The organism is Paenibacillus sp. JNUCC 35, from assembly GCF_058269095.1.
The window spans coordinates 3,808,669-3,827,299 of sequence record NZ_CM177771.1; the positions used below are offsets into that span (position 1 = coordinate 3,808,669).

At 55.6% G+C, this 18,631-nt stretch carries 21 protein-coding genes; 3 read left to right on the forward strand and 18 right to left on the reverse strand.

Translation table 11 applies throughout. The features are described 5' to 3' along the window. The 3 genes from cysW to AC2TF6_RS16940 form a co-directional block, all read right to left on the reverse strand. On the reverse strand, positions 1–912 hold the full coding sequence (gene cysW, locus AC2TF6_RS16930) for a sulfate ABC transporter permease subunit CysW (protein ID WP_009672465.1): 912 nt from the start codon (positions 910–912) through the stop codon (positions 1–3). A 22-nt stretch (positions 913–934) separates the two neighbouring features. After that, a complete protein-coding gene (cysT, locus tag AC2TF6_RS16935; RefSeq protein ID WP_218230023.1) occupies positions 935–1,768 on the reverse strand; it encodes a sulfate ABC transporter permease subunit CysT in 834 nt (277 codons plus the stop codon). Between the two features lie 69 nt (positions 1,769–1,837). Next, positions 1,838–2,932, reverse strand: a complete 1,095-nt coding sequence (locus AC2TF6_RS16940; protein WP_491307757.1) for a sulfate ABC transporter substrate-binding protein — start codon at positions 2,930–2,932, stop codon at positions 1,838–1,840. 330 nt (positions 2,933–3,262) lie between these two features. Between AC2TF6_RS16940 and AC2TF6_RS16945 the strand changes: the two genes are divergently transcribed. Continuing rightward, positions 3,263–3,460 (forward strand): hypothetical protein, encoded by a 198-nt coding sequence (locus tag AC2TF6_RS16945; protein ID WP_491307758.1) that lies wholly within the window; start codon positions 3,263–3,265, stop codon positions 3,458–3,460. Between the two features lie 204 nt (positions 3,461–3,664). Here the strand turns inward: AC2TF6_RS16945 and AC2TF6_RS16950 are convergent, their stop codons facing one another. The 8 genes from AC2TF6_RS16950 to AC2TF6_RS16985 all read right to left on the reverse strand — a co-directional run bounded on the left by AC2TF6_RS16950 (position 3,665) and on the right by AC2TF6_RS16985 (position 10,004). Next, positions 3,665–4,447, reverse strand: a complete 783-nt coding sequence (locus AC2TF6_RS16950; RefSeq protein ID WP_491307759.1) for a TIGR00266 family protein — start codon at positions 4,445–4,447, stop codon at positions 3,665–3,667. 127 nt (positions 4,448–4,574) lie between these two features. Further along, positions 4,575–5,054: an acyl-CoA thioesterase gene (locus AC2TF6_RS16955; RefSeq protein WP_491307760.1), complete on the reverse strand. Its 480-nt coding sequence runs from the start codon at positions 5,052–5,054 to the stop codon at positions 4,575–4,577. Between the two features lie 104 nt (positions 5,055–5,158). Next, a complete protein-coding gene (gene purT, locus AC2TF6_RS16960) occupies positions 5,159–6,340 on the reverse strand; it encodes a formate-dependent phosphoribosylglycinamide formyltransferase (protein ID WP_491307761.1) in 1,182 nt (393 codons plus the stop codon). A gap of 137 nt (positions 6,341–6,477) precedes the next feature. Next, complete coding sequence (locus AC2TF6_RS16965; RefSeq protein WP_491307762.1) at positions 6,478–8,427, reverse strand: vWA domain-containing protein; 1,950 nt, start codon at positions 8,425–8,427, stop codon at positions 6,478–6,480. A gap of 2 nt (positions 8,428–8,429) precedes the next feature. Further along, positions 8,430–9,341, reverse strand: a complete 912-nt coding sequence (locus AC2TF6_RS16970) for an AAA family ATPase (RefSeq protein ID WP_491307763.1) — start codon at positions 9,339–9,341, stop codon at positions 8,430–8,432. Positions 9,342–9,405: 64 nt separating this feature from the next. Continuing rightward, complete coding sequence (locus AC2TF6_RS16975) at positions 9,406–9,615, reverse strand: hypothetical protein (protein WP_491307764.1); 210 nt, start codon at positions 9,613–9,615, stop codon at positions 9,406–9,408. Positions 9,616–9,645: 30 nt separating this feature from the next. Next, complete coding sequence (locus tag AC2TF6_RS16980) at positions 9,646–9,849, reverse strand: hypothetical protein (protein WP_491307765.1); 204 nt, start codon at positions 9,847–9,849, stop codon at positions 9,646–9,648. Then, positions 9,846–10,004, reverse strand: a complete 159-nt coding sequence (locus tag AC2TF6_RS16985) for a hypothetical protein (protein ID WP_491307766.1) — start codon at positions 10,002–10,004, stop codon at positions 9,846–9,848. The genes AC2TF6_RS16980 and AC2TF6_RS16985 overlap by 4 nt, the downstream gene beginning before the upstream one ends. Before the next feature lie 322 nt (positions 10,005–10,326). Between AC2TF6_RS16985 and AC2TF6_RS16990 the strand changes: the two genes are divergently transcribed. Then, the gene (locus AC2TF6_RS16990) at positions 10,327–11,001 is read left to right on the forward strand and encodes a stalk domain-containing protein (RefSeq protein ID WP_491307767.1); all 675 of its coding nucleotides are present in this window, start codon (positions 10,327–10,329) and stop codon (positions 10,999–11,001) included. Positions 11,002–11,151: 150 nt separating this feature from the next. Here the strand turns inward: AC2TF6_RS16990 and AC2TF6_RS16995 are convergent, their stop codons facing one another. The 3 genes from AC2TF6_RS16995 to AC2TF6_RS17005 are packed head-to-tail and all read right to left on the reverse strand — an operon-like array spanning position 11,152 to position 13,395. Beyond that, positions 11,152–11,622, reverse strand: a complete 471-nt coding sequence (locus tag AC2TF6_RS16995; protein WP_491307768.1) for a hypothetical protein — start codon at positions 11,620–11,622, stop codon at positions 11,152–11,154. Further along, a complete protein-coding gene (locus AC2TF6_RS17000) occupies positions 11,612–12,292 on the reverse strand; it encodes a trimeric intracellular cation channel family protein (RefSeq protein WP_016424035.1) in 681 nt (226 codons plus the stop codon). The genes AC2TF6_RS16995 and AC2TF6_RS17000 overlap by 11 nt, the downstream gene beginning before the upstream one ends. A gap of 20 nt (positions 12,293–12,312) precedes the next feature. Further along, positions 12,313–13,395, reverse strand: coding sequence for a Gfo/Idh/MocA family protein (locus AC2TF6_RS17005; RefSeq protein WP_491307769.1), 1,083 nt, complete (start codon positions 13,393–13,395; stop codon positions 12,313–12,315). Between the two features lie 268 nt (positions 13,396–13,663). Here AC2TF6_RS17005 and AC2TF6_RS17010 point away from each other — a divergent pair, with 268 nt between their 5' ends. Beyond that, complete coding sequence (locus tag AC2TF6_RS17010; RefSeq protein ID WP_491307770.1) at positions 13,664–15,190, forward strand: N-acyl-D-glucosamine 2-epimerase; 1,527 nt, start codon at positions 13,664–13,666, stop codon at positions 15,188–15,190. A 203-nt stretch (positions 15,191–15,393) separates the two neighbouring features. Here AC2TF6_RS17010 and kapB read toward each other — a convergent pair whose 3' ends face one another. The 4 genes from kapB to AC2TF6_RS17030 all read right to left on the reverse strand — a co-directional run bounded on the left by kapB (position 15,394) and on the right by AC2TF6_RS17030 (position 18,619). Further along, on the reverse strand, positions 15,394–15,792 hold the full coding sequence (kapB, locus tag AC2TF6_RS17015; RefSeq protein ID WP_009672499.1) for a kinase-associated lipoprotein KapB: 399 nt from the start codon (positions 15,790–15,792) through the stop codon (positions 15,394–15,396). Between the two features lie 19 nt (positions 15,793–15,811). Continuing rightward, the gene (locus tag AC2TF6_RS17020) at positions 15,812–16,174 is read right to left on the reverse strand and encodes a thioredoxin family protein (protein ID WP_491307771.1); all 363 of its coding nucleotides are present in this window, start codon (positions 16,172–16,174) and stop codon (positions 15,812–15,814) included. Positions 16,175–16,305: 131 nt separating this feature from the next. Next, positions 16,306–16,839: a hypothetical protein gene (locus AC2TF6_RS17025; RefSeq protein ID WP_491307772.1), complete on the reverse strand. Its 534-nt coding sequence runs from the start codon at positions 16,837–16,839 to the stop codon at positions 16,306–16,308. A 163-nt stretch (positions 16,840–17,002) separates the two neighbouring features. Beyond that, entirely contained in the window at positions 17,003–18,619 is a 1,617-nt protein-coding gene (locus AC2TF6_RS17030; RefSeq protein WP_491311677.1) for an ABC-F family ATP-binding cassette domain-containing protein, read from the reverse strand. Positions 18,620–18,631: the final 12 nt, after the last annotated feature.

Genomic DNA, 18,631 nt, shown 5'->3' on the forward strand with positions numbered 1-18,631 from the left:
TTAGCTCCCCTCCGTTATGTGGTTTAAGCCGGAATCGGTTTGCTGACGGTTGGACTGGTGGAACTTCCATTCGGCCAGACTTTTCACGATCAGCGTCAGCACGGCCAGCATGACGAGCAGGGAAGCAACCGCAAATGCAGCCGAAAATTGATATTCGTTGTATAAAATTTCGATATGGAGCGGAACGGTATTCGTCTTGCCCCGGATATGGCCCGAAACGACCGAAACGGCCCCGAACTCCCCCATCGCTCTCGCATTACATAAAATGATTCCGTACAGCAGTCCCCACTTGATGTTGGGGAGGGTCACTTTCCAGAAAATGCGCCAGCCCTTGGCGCCGAGTGTGGCCGCCGCTTCTTCCTCCTGCGTGCCCTGAGCCTGCATAAGCGGAATCAGTTCTCTGGCAACGAACGGGAAGGTGATGAAGACGGTCGCGAGCACGATGCCCGGCAGGGCAAACACGATCTTGAGATCGTGATCGGCCAGCCACGGGCCGAACCAGCCTTTCGTCCCGAACAGCAGGATAAACATGAGACCGGCAATGACGGGCGAAATGGCGAACGGAAGGTCGATCAGCGTAACCAGTACGTTCTTGCCGCGAAATTTAAACTTCGTGATTGCCCAGGCGGCCGCCACGCCGAACACTACGTTCAGCGGAACGGCAATCGCCGCTGTCGTCAGCGTCAGCCGGATGGCCGCCCATGCCTCCTTCTGGGTCAGAGCCGCCAGATAGACTTCGGTGCCTTTTTTGAACGCCTGGATAAAAATCGTCGCAAGCGGCAGCACCAGAAGCAGGGCGAGGAACAGCAGGGCTCCCCCGATCAGAAGCCACTGGACGGCCCTGGGCTCGGTGATATGCTTCGCCGGTTCCGAGGAAGGCCCGCTCAAATTTGCAGCTACATTGCCTGCCATGTTGCTTCAGCTCCTTTCGCGTTCATCCGCTCACCCGCCGGTTGGATTTCATTTGCAGCGCGTTGGTGACGAGCAGCAGCACGAACGAGATGATCAGCATGACCAGAGCAATGGCCGTCGCCCCGGCATAGTCGTACTGCTCGAGCTTCGTCATGATGAGCAGCGGCGTAATCTCCGTCTTCATCGGCATGTTGCCGGAAATGAAGACGACGGAGCCGTACTCGCCGATCGCCCGGGCGAAGGCGAGGGTGAACCCCGCCAGCAGCGCGGGCACCAGCTGCGGGAAAATGACGCGGCGGAACGTACGCCAGCGTGAAGCGCCGAGGCTCACGGCGGCCTCTTCCGTTTCGTGCTCCAGCTCCTGCAGCACAGGCTGCACGGTGCGGACCACGAACGGAAGCCCGATAAACGTGAGCGCGATGATGATGCCAAGCGGCGAATACGCCGCCTTGATGCCGAGCGGAGCGAGCAGGCTGCCGATCCAGCCGTTGTCGGCGTACAGGCTTGTCAGCGCGATGCCGGCCACGGCCGTCGGAAGCGCGAAGGGCATGTCGACCAGCGCGTCGACGAATCGCTTGCCCGGAAAGCGGTAGCGCACAAGCACCCAGGCCACGAGCAGGCCGAATACGGTGTTGACCAGCGCTGCCGCTAAAGAAGCTCCGAAGCTGAGCTTGTAGGAAGCGACCACCCGTTCATCGGTAACTGCCTGCCAGAACTGGTCGAAGGTCAGCCCCGTCGTTTTCCACACGACCGCGGAAAGCGGGAAAAGCACGAGCAGGCTCAAGTAAAGCACCGTAAAGCCCATCGACAAGCCGAACCCGGGTAAAATACGTTTCGTTTTGTTTCGTCTTCCCATTGCGAACACGTCCCCTTGATCGCAGACCGAGTGGTGCCGGTTTGTACCGTCGCACCCGGGCACGCATAATTATTTCGGTTTGTAAATCTGGTCGAATACGCCGCCGTCGGCGAAGTGTGTTTTCTGGACTTTGGCCCAGCCGCCGAATTCCGGATCGTCGATTTTAAACAGGTTCACTTGCTTGAATTGATTTTCGTACTGCTTCGCAACGGATTCCAGACGCGGCCGGTAGTAATTTTTCGCGGCGATTTTCTGTCCTTCCTCCGTGTACAGGTAGTCCAGATAAGCCTGGGCCACTTCTTTCGTGCCTTTCTTGTCGGCGTTCTTGTCGACTACCGCTACCGGAGGCTCCGCCAGCACGCTGATCGAAGGCGTCACGATCTCGAACTTATCCTTGCCCAGCTCGTTGAGCGACAGGTAGGCTTCGTTCTCCCACGCGATCAGGACGTCGCCGAGTCCTCTTTCCACGAAGGTAGTCGTTGAATCGCGCGCTCCCGTTCCGAGCACCGGCGCATTTTTGAACAATTGGGTGACGAATTCCTTGGCTTTGGCCTCGTCGTTGTTGTTTTTCTTGAGCGCGTAGCCCCAGGCCGCCACGTAGTTCCAGCGCGCTCCGCCGGAAGTTTTCGGATTGGGGGTGATGACGGACACGCCGGGCTTGATGAGATCGTCCCAGTCCTTGATTCCTTTCGGATTGCCTTTGCGTACGAGAAATACGATCGTGGATGTGTATGGAGTGCTGTTATCTTTTAATTTCGTTTCCCAGCCTTTATCAATAAGACCCGCCGCTTGAACCTGATCGATATCGTAAGCCAGCGCAAGCGTAACCACGTCCGCTTCCAGTCCGTCGATGACCGAGCGGGCTTGTTTGCCCGAACCGCCGTGAGACTGGCTGACCGTTACGGTCTGGCCTTTCTTTTCTTTCCAGTACTTGATGAATGCTTCGTTGTATGCCTGGTACAGTTCTCTCGTCGGGTCATAAGATACATTAAGCAGTTCGACCGATTTTGGTGCGGAGCCGCCGTTTTCGGTTCCCGTTTTCGTAGATGTTGTTTCGTTTCCTCCGCCGCATGCGGTCAAACCGGTGAGCAGCGAAGTCAGGGCAAGGACGGAAACGGAGCGTCCGAGAACCCTTTTGAAAGAATGCGATTTTAAAGCAGCCATGTAAATATACCCCTTTCGAATTTGGCACCTCGTTGTCTAACTTTTCACATTCCCTACTGAACTTTTTTTTCGCGTCTCCGGTGATCCGGTGGACAAAATAAACAAATCCTATAAGTTTAGTAAGAATTATTTATACATCAATATAGCATCGCCTATAAATCGTGTCAATACGTTTTTTTGTAAAAATTGTAAGTGCCCGTCCGCCCGACTCCGAGGAAAAAAATCCCCGTTTCAAACGCTCTTGCAGCGTGTAAGAAAGGCGTGGGAGTTATCTTGGAAACAAACGCGCAAGCTTTTGAAATCACTTGCTCCATTGGAGGTCAAAAAAAGATGAACAACAACTTAACGGCTGACGCCGAACGCGTTTTAATCGTTTATTTGAATCATGATATCGTGGTGGAAAATATACCGGGCGAAGTCGATGTGGACTCTTATCTCGACGAACAGGATTACGACGCGCGCCAAGTCGAGCTGATTTCGATGGGCGAGTTTAACGAACGCCTGGATGAGATGCTGCTTCATTATTGATTAAAACAGAAGCCTCCGGGCTTTTCACATAAAAAGGCAGTTCCTTTCATCAGAAAGGAACTGCCTTTTTCAATGTGTATGCGCAGGCTCGCTTGGCTGTGGAGAAAGCGGGCGATTAAACCAACAGGCCCCCGCGCGGAAACTCTTAAATCGCCAGCCGTTCTCTGACAGCGGGAACGCTGGCTGCTTGGAGCTTTGGCAGCACTAGCGGCATTCGAACAGATTGCCGAGGCCCCCGAGCACGCTGCCTTCTTCCTTGCCCCGGATAGCTCCGCCCAATACCCTCTCGGCCAGGCGGCTGAACGGTAGGGACTGCAGCCACACTTTGCCGGGGCCTCTCAAAGTGACGAAGAACAGCCCCTCGCCGCCGAAAACGGCCGTTTTGATGCCTTTTACGAACTCGATGTCATACTGGACGTCCGGCGTCATCGCAACGAAGCAGCCCGTATCGACACGTAGCACCTCACCCGGCTGAAGCTCGCGCTCCAGAATAGAACCGCAGGCGTGCACGAAGCCCAATCCGTCGCCTTCCAGCTTCTGCATGATGAAGCCCTCCCCTCCGAAAAAGCCCGCTCCCAGCTTGCGCTGCAGTTCGATACCGATGGATACGCCTTTGGCCGCGCACAGGAACGAATCCTTCTGGCAAATAAGCTTGCCACCCAGCGCGTGCAGATCCATCGGAATGATTTTGCCCGGATACGGGGCGGCGAACGTGACGTGCTCTTTGCCCCGCCCGTTGTTGGTGTACACGGTCATAAACAAGCTCTCTCCGGTAAGCAGCCGCTTGCCCGCTCCCATCAGCTTGCCCATCAGACCCCGGCCGCCGCCGCCCGATCCGTCGCCGAAAATCGTTTCCATGCCGATGTTGCCTTCCATCATCATCATGCTGCCGGCTTCGGCAATGACGCTTTCCTGCGGGTCCAGCTCAATCTCCACGTATTGCATTTCATTGCCGTGGATCGTGTAATCAATCTCGTGAGCGTTCAAGTGCAAGCACTCCTCTGTTCATTGGAATAGGAACCGATATCGATAGCACGCACCTTTACCTGTTGGTACGGCTCGGAAAGACGCCGGTTCCGGTTCCTGCCAAAAAATTTAAGCACGCGCCGATTCTTCAATCGGCTTCCCGCTCCGCCTTGCGTTTCCTGCGCGCCTCGTAGCGTGCCGGGGCGGATTCGTGCAGGCGCATTTCCCGTTCCGTCTCGGGCAGGACCGCAGGAACGGGAGTCGGCCGGCCTTCGTCATCCAATGCCACAAACGTGATAAACGAGGTGGCCGTGGTCCGCCGTTCGCCGGTAAACATGTTTTCGGCCACCACACGCACATAAACTTCCATGGAACTCCGGTGCGTCCAAGATACGAAGGCTTCAAGCTCTATGGCTTCCCCCAGGTGCACGGGGGCCAGAAAGTCGAGACTGTCGCTCGACGCCGTAACGACGCCGCGCCGGCAATGGCGCATGCTTGCGATGGTCGCGATCTTGTCGATATATTCCATAATTTTGCCGCCGAAAACCGTTCCGTGATAGTTCGTATCCAGCGGAAAAATAACTTCAGTCATAATGGAGCGGGAGATGCTCGTCGGTTTCGCTTCCATATGGGTCAAAGCCTCCTTCTCGTCGGCCGGAGCGAAAGCCTGTAAACTTCAACTTCCGTCCCGGCTGTACGAAACGCTAACGTGCAGATCTGCGGGTACGGGCTTTATTCCCCGTACCGGATAAAAAGCTTGCCCGCCGCCTCGGCGGCCATGGCTCTTGCCGTTTCCGTGTCCTGCGCGGCGGCAAGGGCAACCGCCATCCGGCGGCCCGGTTTCGTTTCCGGCTTGCCGAAAATCCGCACCTGGACATCCGGCACCGCGAGCGCCTCTTCCAGCCCGCCGATTTCGAAATCGGCGCTGCCGCGGTCCGCCTTCAGCGTATGGGAAGCGCCTGGCGTAAGCAGGCGGATTTGCGGAATCGGCAGCCCGAGAATCGCTCTGGCGTGGAGCGCGAATTCGGACAGATCCTGAGTCGCCATGGTGACCATGCCCGTATCGTGCGGACGCGGCGAAACCTCGCTGAAGTATACGCCTTCGCGCGTGAGGAACAGCTCGACGCCGAAGATTCCGTAACCGCCGAGCGCATCGGTGATCGTCCGCGCCATCTGCTCGGCTTCCGCGATTTGGGACTCGCTCATCGCGTGCGGCTGCCACGATTCGATATAGTCGCCTTCCTTCTGCACATGACCGATCGGAGCGCAGAAGGAAGTGCCGCTTACGGAGCGGACGGTGAGCAGCGTAATTTCGGACTCGAACGTGACGAACGCCTCGACGATGACGCGAGCTTTTTTCGCCCGTCCGCCTTCCAGTGCCGTATTCCAGCAGGCCTCGATGTCCGCTTCGGACCGGCATACGCTCTGGCCCTTGCCCGATGAGCTCATAATGGGTTTGATAACGCAGGGCGTGCCGATTTCCGCTACCGCGGCATGGAGCTCATCCAGCGTATCGGCAAAGGCGTACTTCGCCGTACGCAGACCCAGCTCCTCGGCAGCCAGCCTGCGGATGCCTTCCCGGTCCATCGTCAGGCGCGACGCGTTGGCGGTCGGGATGACACGATAGCCTTCCTTCTCCAGCTCGACAAGCTCCTGAGTGGCGATCGCTTCAATCTCGGGCACAATCAGATGGGGCCGCTCCCGCTCGATGAGTTCGCGAAGCGCCTGTCTGTCCAGCATGTCGATGACATAGCTGCGGTGCGCCACCTGCATGGCAGGCGCGTGATCGTAGCGGTCGACCGCGATCGTTTCGATTCCGAGCCGCTGCGCCTCCAGAATGACTTCTTTGCCAAGCTCCCCGGAACCGAGCAGCATGATTTTCTTCGATTTCCCTGATAGCGGTGCTCCAAACATACGGTGTCCTCTCCCCTGAGTGCAGCAATGTGCATCTATATTTTGTCGGTTTGCGGTTAGGCAAGTATTCCTATGTGCGATAACGTTCTTGACGGCAGGCGCCGAAAAAGAGCCCCCCGATTATTCGGGATGACGCCCTACCCGCCGCTGCGCAGAAGCAGCTTGCGCAGCAGCGGAGCGAGATGCTCCGGCAGCTCGGCGGCGTGCGGGACCACGATCCCGTGCCTGCCGTAGATGTTGCGCATCGTGGTCCGCTGCGTTTCGTGCACCTCGCCGCTGGCTAGGAAGACGCTGATGACGTCGATCCCCAGCCTGCGGCATTCCAGGACGGCCTCGTACGTGTCGAGAATGCCGTCCTCCTGGTATTCGGCGGCGGAAGGCTCGCCGTCGGAGAAGACAAGCAGCACGCGCTGCTTCTCCGGGCGACGCAGCAGCCGCCGGGCGGCGTGACGGATCGCGAACCCGTCACGGTTGTCCTGCTGCGGCTCCAGCTGCAGCAGAGCGGCGCCGCTCCGCGGAGCCGAGGACGAGCCGAAGTCGATGACCGTGTGAAACACGTTCGGCGCTTCTTCGGCCGTGACCCGCTCCGCGTCTTCCCAGAAGCCCGTCACCTCGTGCGGGATGCGCAGAGTCCGGAGCGTCTCGTGAACGAGCGAGATGCCCAGCTTCGTCTCTTCCATCTTATCGTACATGGAAGCGGAGCAATCGACAAGAAGCGAGAAGGCCGCATCGAGCTCGGGCGCGGGGTTCTGCTTCTTGGTGAAGAGCCGCGGCGCTTCGTCCGTCACGTAGCGCAGCAGCTGCCTCCGGCCGAGCCGCCCGTAGAGCAGATCGCTCCGCGGGGCGACCCGCTTACGCTCCAGCGTCAGCCTCACCGTGCGGGTCAACTGCCTCGTCAGCGGGTCCACCGCACGGATCGCTTCGCGGTAAGCGTCTTCCTCCGCCGGGGTAGGCCTCCGCGGGGCTTGAAACTCGGCGGTGGCGCGCAGCCCGGAGGGGCCTTCCCCGCTTCCGGCGGAAGCGCCGGACGGTAGGAACGGCGCGCTGCTGTCCGGCGGCGGCTCGGACTTCCGCTCGGAGGCGGCGGAACGCCCGCGTGCGGCGGCCATAGCCTCTTCGGACGTATCGTCTCCGGGCCTCGCCGCCGCCCCGCTGTACCGCGCGGTCCGCGTGCCACGCTCAACCGACTGTTTCAGCGCTTCACCGGCGGTGCTCCGCGTCTCCCGGTGCCACATCGACTGGCGCTCGCTTCTGCGGTCTTTGTCCTGCCGGGGGCTAAGCCGCTCCGCATCGTCATTCGCGAGGCGTTTCGCCTTCTTGCCGGCAGGACGTTCGCCGCGCCTCAAGGGCGCGTCCGTACCGCTTCCGGGCTGGACCGAGAAATACGCGTCCGCCGCATCGCGCTCCAGCCGGTATTCCAGCAGCTCCAGCATATGCAGGCACAGCCGGGCGTTTTCTGCCGTCGTCTCCGCCGTTTCGGCCTCCTCCAGCAGCGGCTGCACAAGCCGGAGCAATTCCTCTGTGCGCATCGCTTGTCCGGAAGCTTCCGCTTCGCTATAGAGCGCATGCGTGTCAGTCCCTTTAAACCAGAGATAAACGGAAACGAACAGCGCGTCCGCGAGCTCGTGACGGGCGAGGTGCGTTCTGAATTTGTGCGTGAAATACCCTTTATACACGTCCGCTCTCTCCTCAAACACAGCTGAGGTACCGGGACGGATGCGCCGGCAGATCTGTTCCAGCCGCAAGTCCTCGCAGAGGGCAAACAGCTCCATGCCGAGCCTGGAGAGCGGCGACTTCGCAACGGACTCCAGAAACGCTTCGGTTTCCCGCCTTCCCGAATACCACGCACTGCCGAGCGCACGGAGATAGACGTCGCTTTTCATTCCAGCTTCCCGCTGCGCCGGTTTCCAGTCCCGCCAGAACTGGCTGACCGTCAGCAGCGCCTTACTTTCCTCATAATGGGAATGAAAAGCGAGCTGAAGCTCCAAATCCCCGTTCCGGGTAAAGGTCCGGGCCAGATCCACAAGCTGCATAAGCATAAAGGCTTCCAGCCGGTTATCAAGCAGATTCAGCTTCCCGACGAACATCGCTAAAAGAGCGTCTCCGCCACGTTGCGCACGGCGGCCCTTTCGCGTTCGTCTTCCAGCTTGGCGGCAATGGCCCGTTCCACGGCCCTCCGGGGCGGCATGAACGCGGCGAGATCGCACGCGTCCAGCAAGGCGCGGATGGACGCCGCTTCGTCGGACAGCTGACCCATCTGCACGAGAGCGAGCAAATCGGCGGACAAGGCCGCAAACGCTTCGAGAAGACGGGTGTCCCGCAGTTCCGTACGCTCCGTCAGCAGGCCGAGGAGCGCTTCTCCTTGAAGGTAAGGGACGTCGACAGCCACGAAACGATTTTTCAGCGCTTCGTTAAGCGGAACAGTCCCGATGTATCCTTCGTTAATCGCCGCAATGACGCGAAAATCTTCGTGAGCCGTGACCGTCTCGCCCGTAAACGGATTGGTCAGCGTTCTCCGGTGGTCGAGAACTCCGTTAATAAGCGGCAGTGTCTCGGGCTTCGCCATATTTACTTCATCTATGTAAAGAATATGCCCGGCTTTCATGGCGGTAACGACCGGCCCCGGCACAAATTCAATCGTCGTGCCTTCCCCGGACCGGCTCAGGGTCTTGAACCCGAGTAAAGCTTCCGCGTCGAGATCCGTGGAACAATTGACGCTGTGCATCGGCTGACCCGTCAGAAAAGACAAGTGCTCGGCCAGCTTCGTTTTGCCGGAACCCGTCGGTCCTTTCAGCAAAACGGGCTTGCCGAGCGCCAAAGCGATGATCGCGTCTGTGAGCACTTCGGGCTGTGCGGGGACAAACCCCGGTTTTCCGATTAAATGGAGCTGTTCCTCAGCCAACCGGCCGGATTCAATCCGGCTGCGCAGTGTAAGGAGTCGGTTTGTAATCTTATCTGGCAATTCCCATTGCCGCATCATAGCGGCAGGAGTCAAATTCATCCGGCGTCTTCCTTCCCGTGTTGCGTTCTCTCTTTTTAACTATCTGTCAAAAGAGCAAGCGGTGTCAAGTTCCCAGCTCCTCGGTAAGCGCAAACGGATAAAAATGCAAATCATTTCCGCAGGAAGGACAGCTCATATAGGAAGGGATGTCATTGAGCATCAGCGCCATGGCGTAAGAAGACTCATAATTGACCGCCCGGATAATATCACGGGGATGCACATACGCGCAGGAGGAAGATCCGCAAGTCGCGCGGACTTTATATGCGTTTGCCACTGCCGGCCTCTTTTCCGGAGGACGCAGGCGTTAAGCCTTGTCCTCCCCTTTTTTGCGGTTGAAATCCAGATTCAAGATGACCGTAAACCGGTCGGGCTTCGTCGGCACGATCGAGGCGATCTCGATATAAGAGGTGCCGAATTCATTCTCCGCCCGGTCCACGAGACTGTTTAGACTATCGCTCAGCGTTGCGCTCTCATCCAGTACGACTTCGGTGAAGTATTGTTTAATCATGCCCGTTCTCCGTTCCCGGCCCGCTCTTTCTCGAAAGCGATCAAAGTGATCGGTTCCCCTGTCTGTTCTTGCAATTTGCTTTCCAGGCTGCGGATCTCTTCTATTAGTTCTTTTTTTTCGTTCAATTCGGCAAACGTATATCCGTTCATTTTCATGTGTTAAGCCTCCTGTCGGATGTCTTCCCGTTGAATGTTTTCCGGCCTGAGCCGTACCGCTTCTTATTCTTCCCATGCCTGTTCTTTTTTAAAAGTTACCCTTTCCCCGTTACCGGGCTCCAATAAAAAAAGCATCCTCGCAAGGATGCCTTCGTATAATTTGGGTACTTCGACCCTTATTAGGACAATAAATCCTCATTATAATGTTAATTATCTGCAACTAATGTAAAAACTTAACGTAAAATAAAGTGACTAACCGCCTGAATGGGTTTTTCACCTCCCGTTTTCAGGTGACCTAATCCCGAAGAGGAGTGAGAATGATTTGAAAAAGAAACTAGCAGCAACCGCAATCGGTGCCGCCATGGTACTGAGTATGGGAACCGGAGTGTTGGCCGGAGCCAATCTGCAGGAAATTAAAGCCTATCTGAACGGTTCCATTACGGTCAAATATAACGGTTCCCCTGTCCAACTACAGGATGAGCAGGGAGCTGTCGTGCTTCCGATCACGTATGACGGCAACACCTATCTGCCTGTCCGGAGCATTGCCAAAACCTTGAACGTAGCCGTCAATTACGACGGAGCAACCAACACGGTCCTGTTAGGCGAGCAAGCGGAAGGGGTCGCACTGGCCAAGGACTACAGAGATTCTCTCTACCATACCAAAGATCCTAATCTGACTACATACGCCGGCAAAGATTACAAAGACGTCTACTTCGATAATGCAAAGGGAAGCCGTTCCAGCAGCTTCATGCTGTATCCTAAAGGCAACTACCAGAAGCTTGTGCTTCAGGTAGCGGCTACCGGAAATGATATCGAAAGATTCTTCGTGGAAGACAGCAAAAAAGACATCAAACTGAAAGAGTCGACGGTTGCCGTTAAAGACGGTTTGAAAACGATCGAGGTCGATATTGCCGGCGTCGAAGAGTTGTACATCTACGCGGATATCAAGGGAGACGGCGGCATGTTCGTACCTCTCACCACTTCGTACTTTAAATAAATGCATTCATAGTACGTCTTCATCTCCTTGCGCATGGCGTAAGGGGATTTTTTTACTTTCTGTAGATGGATCGGCTTCTTTGGCGGATCACCTTTCTCCAGCCAATGGATTGGAAAAAAAGCGCCCCCGCAAGGACGCTTCCCGTAACTCTTATTTCAAGTCATCGAGCTCGCGAAAAAGCTTTCTTACCGCCTCTTCGTCCACTTTGCCCGCCTGCTTCATTTGGAGCAGCCGTTCCCGGACTTCCCGGGCAAAATGTTCATCCGCATCGGTATCCTCGGCGTAAGCGGGATCAAACCAGATGTAGAACCCTTCGGGACCGTTGCGCAGGAAAGGCCGATTCCAGGCGTCCGGATATTCGTACGGCTGTTCCGAGAACAGGATTCCGAGCACATCGTCGCTCTCTACGGGGAGCAGCTGATGAAACTGCTCTTCTTCGCCCACACCCGAAATTTGCCTGTGTTTGTACGCGTAATGCACGTAGTGCTCCCCGGTTTCCTTATCTTTGGACAAGGCGTACATGTCCAGCTCGCCCTGCTTCAAATCTTTGACCGTTTCTAGTCTTTCCTGCAGAAGATCCCCTGAAATTTTGCCGTGGGCCGAGAAAGATTCAGCTGACATCGAACTCTCTCCTTTCTTCCTGCAACGCGGGAGGCCGCTGTTTGTTCGGCACGTCATTTTGCTGCAGCAGCGTCCGGAGAGAACGGCGCGGAAGTTTCCATTTGAAGATCACAGAGAACATCCGGGACACGACTACGATCATGAACAAAATAATCAGACCGAGCGGATTCTGGGGCCAGCCGATGCCGATAAGAAAGCCGGCCAGCATGGCCCAGACCGCGTAGATTTCATCTCTTAAAACGAGAGGCTTGCGCCCGGCCAGGAGATCGCGGATAACCCCGCCGCCGATTCCCGTGAGTACGGCCGCAACGATCGAGGCGCTCACAGGAAGCCCCTGATTGGACGCGTAGAGCGCCCCCTGAATCGAGAAGGCCGCCAGACCGATGGCGTCGAAGAACGATTCCCAGGATTTCCACCGCTTGATCCAGGCCAGCGGAAATATAAAGACCAGCGTCATTGCGGCCAGCGCAATCGTGAACTGGAACCCCTGCTGCCAGAGCATCGTCACTTTCTCTCCGATCAGCAGGTTGCGGACCACCCCTCCGCCAAATGCGGTTACAAAGCCCAGGACATAAACGCCCAGGATATCATAATCTTCTTCCATTGCGACAATCGCGCCGCTGACGGCAAACGCGATCGTTCCGATTAAGCTTAACGCCATCCAATCCACTTTTCTGCAGCTCCCCCGGGTTAGTTAGATAAATCCCAGTCCAGTTCAACCTCTTTGCCGGTACGGGACGATTCGTAGATTGCATTGAGAATCAAGTTGTTCGTATAGCCCGACATGACGGATGTCATCGGTTCGCTTCCGGTCCGGATGCATTCCAGAAAATGCATGTTCATCAGGAGGCGCGGATCGGTCTGCTGCTCGGGCAGCTCAAGCTCCACGTCGATTTCTTTATCGAACATTTCCGCAAACAGTTTACCGTAGGAGCTTCCTCTCAAGGTGGCCCCGCCTTCCGTGCCGAGAAGATGAATATACGGCTGATTGTCGGTTTCGGTCAGTGCCGCCCAGCTCACGTCGAGCGTCAGCGTGCTCCCGTTGTCCATCTTGATCAGGGCTGTCGCCAAGTCTTCCACGTCATAGCTGCCGCTCCAGTTCGGTTTGCCCCAGCTGCCGATTCCGCGGCGTTTGGGACCGAATTCCGAATAGGTAGCGCCGTAGACGGAAACCGGACGGGGATTTCCCATCAACGAGAGAGACAAATCCAGCATATGGACGCCGATATCGATCAGCGGGCCTCCGCCCGATTTGGACATCTGGGTGAACCAGGTGCCCCAGCCCGGAATTCCTTTGCGGCGCAGCCAGCCGGTTTTGGCATGGTAGATGCTGCCCAGCTTGCCGCGCTGTACGAGCTCCTTCACCTGCATATTGAGCGGTTCCCAGCGGCGCTGGTGCGAAATCATCAGTACCTTGCCGCTTTCTCGTTCGGCCAGGACGATTTCCTTCGCGGCCTTAACATCGATGGCCATCGGCTTCTCTAGCAGGACGTGCTTGCCGGCCTGAAGCGCTTTTACCGCAAGGGGGGCGTGCCATTCGTTCGATACGGCGATAACCACTGCATCTATGTCGGGATCATGGATCAAATCTTCACCATTTCCGTAAACTTTAGAGATCTGATGTTCTTTGGCCCGCGCTTCGGCAAGCGGAAGAAACACGTCGGCAACCGCAGCTACCGAAACGCCCGGGGTTTCAAGCAGCCCTAGTATGTGTACGTTACCGATATTGCCCGCGCCGATGACGCCGATTCTGATCTCATCATTGAGTGCCATTGTGCAAAACCCTCCGATATCACGATAAAGTAAGTTCGGCTTTATTTTAACACAAATGGAGGACAGCATCAGCCTTCCGGCCATATTTTCAAAAGGATTTCTCCGAGCGGTTTTCGAAAGAATAAAACGCTGTCTTTTTTATGCGCGGACATATAAAGAACATTTTTTCCGTGATATACTAAAAAAGTGAAATATTTTAACTTCCATACGACTCATAAGCCCGTCCCCGAAATGCCCATCCTAACGGAAAGCAAGGAGGAATGACGACATGAACAGTTGGAAAAAGCACGGCCCAGGTCCTTGGCGGAGCAATAGAAGGTTGGTTCAAACACTTACGCTGATGATTCTGGTGACACTCCTCACTCACCTTTTGTCGGCCGTGCCCGCACTCGCACAGGAAGATTTGACAGCCCCGTCCCCTCACTCCAAAGCAGCGGAGAAAAAACGCAAAGAAGCCGCCCTGAAAGGCCCTTCCATCCAGGTTGATCCCTCTTTTCCCTATTATCAGAACCGGACACCCGAAAGCATAGCCGACGAGCTTCTTCAGCACGGGTACAAAACGGTACATTATTTTGTCGTCAACGAAAATGATGTGAATCGCGCCTTTATCGAAGCCCTCCAGGCAAAAGGCATCGGGGTATGGGCGCTCGTCCTCGGTAACGGGAGCTATTCTACGGCACGTTTTCCGGCGGATTGGCCTTCATGGCAGATGGAGCTGCTTAAGCCTCTGAACGACGGGTATTACCGGTTCTCTCCCCACAGCCCGGCCTATGTCCAGTGGAAAAAGCAGGCGCTGGCTAAGCTCGTGCGCGATTATCCTTTCGACGGGATTGAGGTCGCCGAACCCTACTTTCCCGAATGGGACGGAATCAACCGCGGCGTGTACGGGGACGTCGGGCCGCTCGCGCAGAAAGCGTTCCGCGACAAAACTGACCTGGAGATGCCCGATTTTACCAACGCCTCCTCGCCCCGCTATTATTTAACCGACACGGCGGCCTACCTGAAGTGGGTCGATTTCCGGGTTGAAGCCGTGAACGATTTCCTGAACGAGCTGATGAACGGGAAAGGCGGAGTGCGGGAAGCCCGTCCAGGCATTCTGGTGGCGACCTGGTCTTTGGCTATAGACGCCGGTCCTGGTTCCTTTGACAAGCTGAGGGAATGGCAGGGCCTCGATGCCGCGGCCATGGTCGACCGGGTTAAACCGGACATCCATTTCCTTCAAACCCACTGGCCCGACTGGCTCAAACCGCAGGAGAGTCTTCCTCCCGATTACGCGAAGCATTACAAGGTTTTTGCGGATAAAATCAAAGCGGAGCATCCGGATCTTCCGCTCGGGGTTCAGGCGGATATCGGCTCGGCCCTCTTGATGGTTAAGGACGGCGGGTGGGTGAGCGCTTTTTCCGATTCCGTCCGTGCACTCGGCTATTCCACCTGGACCGCGTACGAATACCACCTGGGCGGCTATATGTACAAGGAAGCCCCCGTCCCCGGCAAAGCGCAGCGGCTTTCACGCACGGAAGTAAAGATCCCTTTTCAGAAAAGAATCGACGAAGGCTCGGCGAAAGCCGAAGGAAATGTGACGGTTTCGGCAGGCGCGGAAAGCTTTACCCTTAATCCCGGGGAAATCTCGGTTGACGGCAGCAATCTGCTGATCCGGTCGGGCCGCCTGCCCAAAAAAGAATTCCGGCTGAATTTACGCGGTATTAAAGACACGCCTGGCTTCTGGTTCTATAACAAGACGCAAACGCCCAACGTAATCGGAGGGAATGTTGTCGTGGAAGTGCCCAAGCATTAGTCCTCGCGTGAATACCCGCTCCAATAAATGAAGCGAATAGCCTATTACGAGCCTCTTCCCGAATACGAAACATACAGAAAGGCGTAAAAAGCAAAAAAATCCTGTTCACGATTCGTGAATGCAGGATTTTTTTGCTTTTTAACGGATTTATTTACGCATGTTATCTGTTTATCCTGACTCTAAAACTTGTACAGCCGACCGAATTACTGCGGAAAATATTCGCGATGCAGCTCTTCCAGCTCCGCAATGGAACGCCTTGCCCACTCCTCCGTCTGATGCAGCATGTTCAGCTCGCGTTCGAGGGCCTGCTGGAGCGAAAGGGTGTAATCCGGAACATTCCCGTGGTAGGCATGGATGCTCGACAGCGGCATCAACGCAATTTCCTGATAGGCCAGCGCGCGGCGCTGGTGAAAGAACGGCACATCCCCCTGCTGCGGATTATGAAGATCCCCTTGCGAAGGATGCTTAACGACCGCAAGAACCTGAACGGCTGCTTTTATATTGGACGGCGGTTCCACGATGCGGCCTATATACTCCCCTGTTTTGTAAGATGCTATGACCAGATCACCGACGGAAGCAGTGCTTTCGTTTCTATAGTTCATAAGTGGATGCTCCTCTCTGTTACGGAGTATTTTCCGGAAAATCCGACGATGTGACGATCCTCAAATGCTGCATCCCCGTCAAATGACGAAGTTCGGCCAGCAAATAGTCGACCGATTTCACGGCGTAAATGAATCGTGCGGCAGTTCCCTTCTCTACCACCACTATACAGGGGATGGACGAGATTTTCCACTTTTGCACGGACGCCCCCGCGTAATTCGCGTTGCAGGCTTTAAGGGGCAGTTCCGGCTCGATCGTCAGAGCCACGTCCAGCATTCGGCCGGCGACTTTGCAAGTTCCGCAAAAAGGGGTATGAAAAAATACGGCGAACGACTGTTTTTCTATGAGAGCCTGCTTGATTTGGTCATCGTTCCATTCCTGCATACCAATCTCCTTTCCATAAAAATCTCCTTTCCATAAAAGCCGTGTTCCGGCTGAAAGCCCGGGAGCATCTAAGACTAAGAGGTTCCCTAACGGGCAGAAGCCGGGCGCAAAAAGAGGGGGCCCGACCCGTTTCAGGAAGCATGTTTGTCCCTGAGCATGGACAGCGACAATAACGTATGTTCCAGCAGCCCTTCGAAGTCATCGAGATGGCTTTCGTTGACCTTACGGCCGAACTCAAGCAAAACCTCATTGTGCCAGCCTTCGTTTTCGGAACCGAACACATAAGAAAGCGTCTGGGTGATGAGCGGCCTTCCGCTCCAGATGGATTCCAGGGACGATCCGACCGCGGGACAGTCCCGCGAGGGATCGCCGACAAGAAATCCGAATCTCACCGTAAGCGCACAACCCGGCTCGGCTCCTTTGCGGCTCAGCAGCTCCGCCGCTAAATCTTCCAGTTCAGCCGCCAGATGAAGCTCCGCCCACGGAGAAGCCGTGTTCTCTTCACCGCCGCGGAGGACAAAACGGATACGATACTGGCGGCCCAAGCTGGATAAATCCATGACGTCCGACCGGTTCGTAACCAGAATCTCCCCGGACAGATCCAAATCGTAGACAGCGCCTTCCAAAACGACTTTTAAATTCTCGTAAACCGTCGGATCAAACATACCGGGCAGCTCCTTTTCGATCAGTGTTCATTGCGTTATGACAGTGCGGCAGCGGCAAGCGGATAATCCGTCTGTTCCCGCATCTCCGGAGCGCAGCAAAGGCGCCCGGATGATGAACATCCAAGCGCCTCTTCTGTGTATCCCGTTCGTAAGCCTCTGCTGTTTAAGCGTAATACTCTTCACGCAGACGGCGCACATCTTCGTTTTCCAGATATTCATCGTAAGGCATCATCCGGTCAATCACGCCTTTAGGCGTAATTTCGATAATGCGGTTGGCAATCGTCTGAATGAACTGATGGTCATGCGATACGAACAGCATCGTGCCGTCAAAGTCGATCAGCCCGTTATTGAGAGCCGTAATGGATTCGAGATCCAAGTGGTTCGTCGGCTCGTCGAGAATAAGAACGTTGGCGCTTGCGAGCATCATTTTGGACAGCATGCAGCGCACTTTCTCGCCCCCGGACAGAACGCTCGCTTTCTTAAGCGCTTCTTCACCGGAGAAAAGCATCCGGCCCAGGAAGCCGCGGATAAACGATTCGTCCTGATCTTTGGAATATTGACGCAGCCAGTCGACGAGGTTCATATCCACACCCTCGAAGTACTGCGAGTTGTCTTTCGGGAAATAAGCCTGGGTCGTTGTGACGCCCCATGTATAAGTGCCTTCATCCGCTTCCGTTTCGCCCATCAGAATCTGGAACAGGGTCGTTTTCGCGTGTCCGTCGGGACCTACGAAAGCGATTTTGTCGCCTTTGTTCACGGTGATGGAAATATTATCGAGAACTTTCTGGCCCTCAACGGACTTGCTGACACTGTCAATCGCCAGAAGCTGCTTGCCCGCTTCCCGCTCCGGTTTGAAATTGATGAACGGATATTTGCGGTTGGACGGTTTGATGTCGTCCAGAGTAAGCTTCTCGAGCTGTTTCTTACGCGATGTCGCCTGCTTCGACTTGGACGCGTTGGCGCTGAATCTCGCGATAAACGTTTCGAGTTCTTTACGCTTCTCTTCGGTTTTCTTGTTCTGCTCTCTGGCAAGCTTCAAAGCCAGTTGGCTGGATTCGTACCAGAAGTCGTAGTTGCCGACGTACATCTGAATTTTGCTGAAGTCGATGTCCGCGATATGCGTACAAACCTGGTTCAGGAAGTGACGGTCATGGGATACCACGATGACGGTGCCTTCGAATCTGGCCAGGAAGTTCTCCAGCCATTGGATCGATTCGAGATTCAAATGGTTGGTAGGCTCATCGAGCAGTAGAATATTCGGACTGCCGAACAAAGCCTGCGCAAGAAGGACCCGGACTTTCTCGTTGCCGTCCAGATCTTTCATCTTCTGGTCGTGAAGCTCTTTCGGAATGCCGAGACCGATCAGAAGCTCGGCCGCGTCGGACTCCGCCTGCCAGCCGTCAAGCTCGGCGAATTCGCCTTCAAGTTCGCCCGCACGGATACCGTCTTCTTCGGAGAAGTCCGATTTCGCGTAGAGAGCGTCTTTCTCTTCCATAATCTGAAAGAGGCGCGCATGACCCATCATGACCGTTTTCAGAACATCGGTTTCATCGAATTCGTAGTGGTTCTGCTTCAGAACCGCCATACGCTCGCCCGGAGCGATATGAACGTCCCCTTTGTTGGGTTCGATTTCGCCGGACAAAATTTTCAGAAACGTGGATTTTCCCGCTCCGTTAGCGCCAATCAGGCCGTAGCAGTTGCCGGGAGTAAATTTAATATTAACGTCTTCGAAAAGAGCGCGTTTGCCGTATCGAAGCGTTACATCCGTTACAGTGATCATAAGTGCGGTTAA

Coding starts and splice junctions, on each gene's coding strand:
- cysW (WP_009672465.1), bottom strand. CDS start 912: ATGGCAGGCAATGTAGCTGCAAATTTGAGCGGGCCTTCCTCGGAACCG.
- cysT (WP_218230023.1), bottom strand. CDS start 1,768: ATGGGAAGACGAAACAAAACGAAACGTATTTTACCCGGGTTCGGCTTG.
- AC2TF6_RS16940 (WP_491307757.1), bottom strand. CDS start 2,932: ATGGCTGCTTTAAAATCGCATTCTTTCAAAAGGGTTCTCGGACGCTCC.
- AC2TF6_RS16945 (WP_491307758.1), top strand. CDS start 3,263: ATGAACAACAACTTAACGGCTGACGCCGAACGCGTTTTAATCGTTTAT.
- AC2TF6_RS16955 (WP_491307760.1), bottom strand. CDS start 5,054: ATGGAAGCGAAACCGACGAGCATCTCCCGCTCCATTATGACTGAAGTT.
- purT (WP_491307761.1), bottom strand. CDS start 6,340: ATGTTTGGAGCACCGCTATCAGGGAAATCGAAGAAAATCATGCTGCTC.
- AC2TF6_RS16965 (WP_491307762.1), bottom strand. CDS start 8,427: ATGTTCGTCGGGAAGCTGAATCTGCTTGATAACCGGCTGGAAGCCTTT.
- AC2TF6_RS16970 (WP_491307763.1), bottom strand. CDS start 9,341: ATGAATTTGACTCCTGCCGCTATGATGCGGCAATGGGAATTGCCAGAT.
- AC2TF6_RS16980 (WP_491307765.1), bottom strand. CDS start 9,849: ATGATTAAACAATACTTCACCGAAGTCGTACTGGATGAGAGCGCAACG.
- AC2TF6_RS16985 (WP_491307766.1), bottom strand. CDS start 10,004: ATGAAAATGAACGGATATACGTTTGCCGAATTGAACGAAAAAAAAGAA.
- AC2TF6_RS16995 (WP_491307768.1), bottom strand. CDS start 11,622: ATGTCAGCTGAATCTTTCTCGGCCCACGGCAAAATTTCAGGGGATCTT.
- AC2TF6_RS17005 (WP_491307769.1), bottom strand. CDS start 13,395: ATGGCACTCAATGATGAGATCAGAATCGGCGTCATCGGCGCGGGCAAT.
- AC2TF6_RS17010 (WP_491307770.1), top strand. CDS start 13,664: ATGAACAGTTGGAAAAAGCACGGCCCAGGTCCTTGGCGGAGCAATAGA.
- kapB (WP_009672499.1), bottom strand. CDS start 15,792: ATGAACTATAGAAACGAAAGCACTGCTTCCGTCGGTGATCTGGTCATA.
- AC2TF6_RS17020 (WP_491307771.1), bottom strand. CDS start 16,174: ATGCAGGAATGGAACGATGACCAAATCAAGCAGGCTCTCATAGAAAAA.
- AC2TF6_RS17025 (WP_491307772.1), bottom strand. CDS start 16,839: ATGTTTGATCCGACGGTTTACGAGAATTTAAAAGTCGTTTTGGAAGGC.
- AC2TF6_RS17030 (WP_491311677.1), bottom strand. CDS start 18,619: ATGATCACTGTAACGGATGTAACGCTTCGATACGGCAAACGCGCTCTT.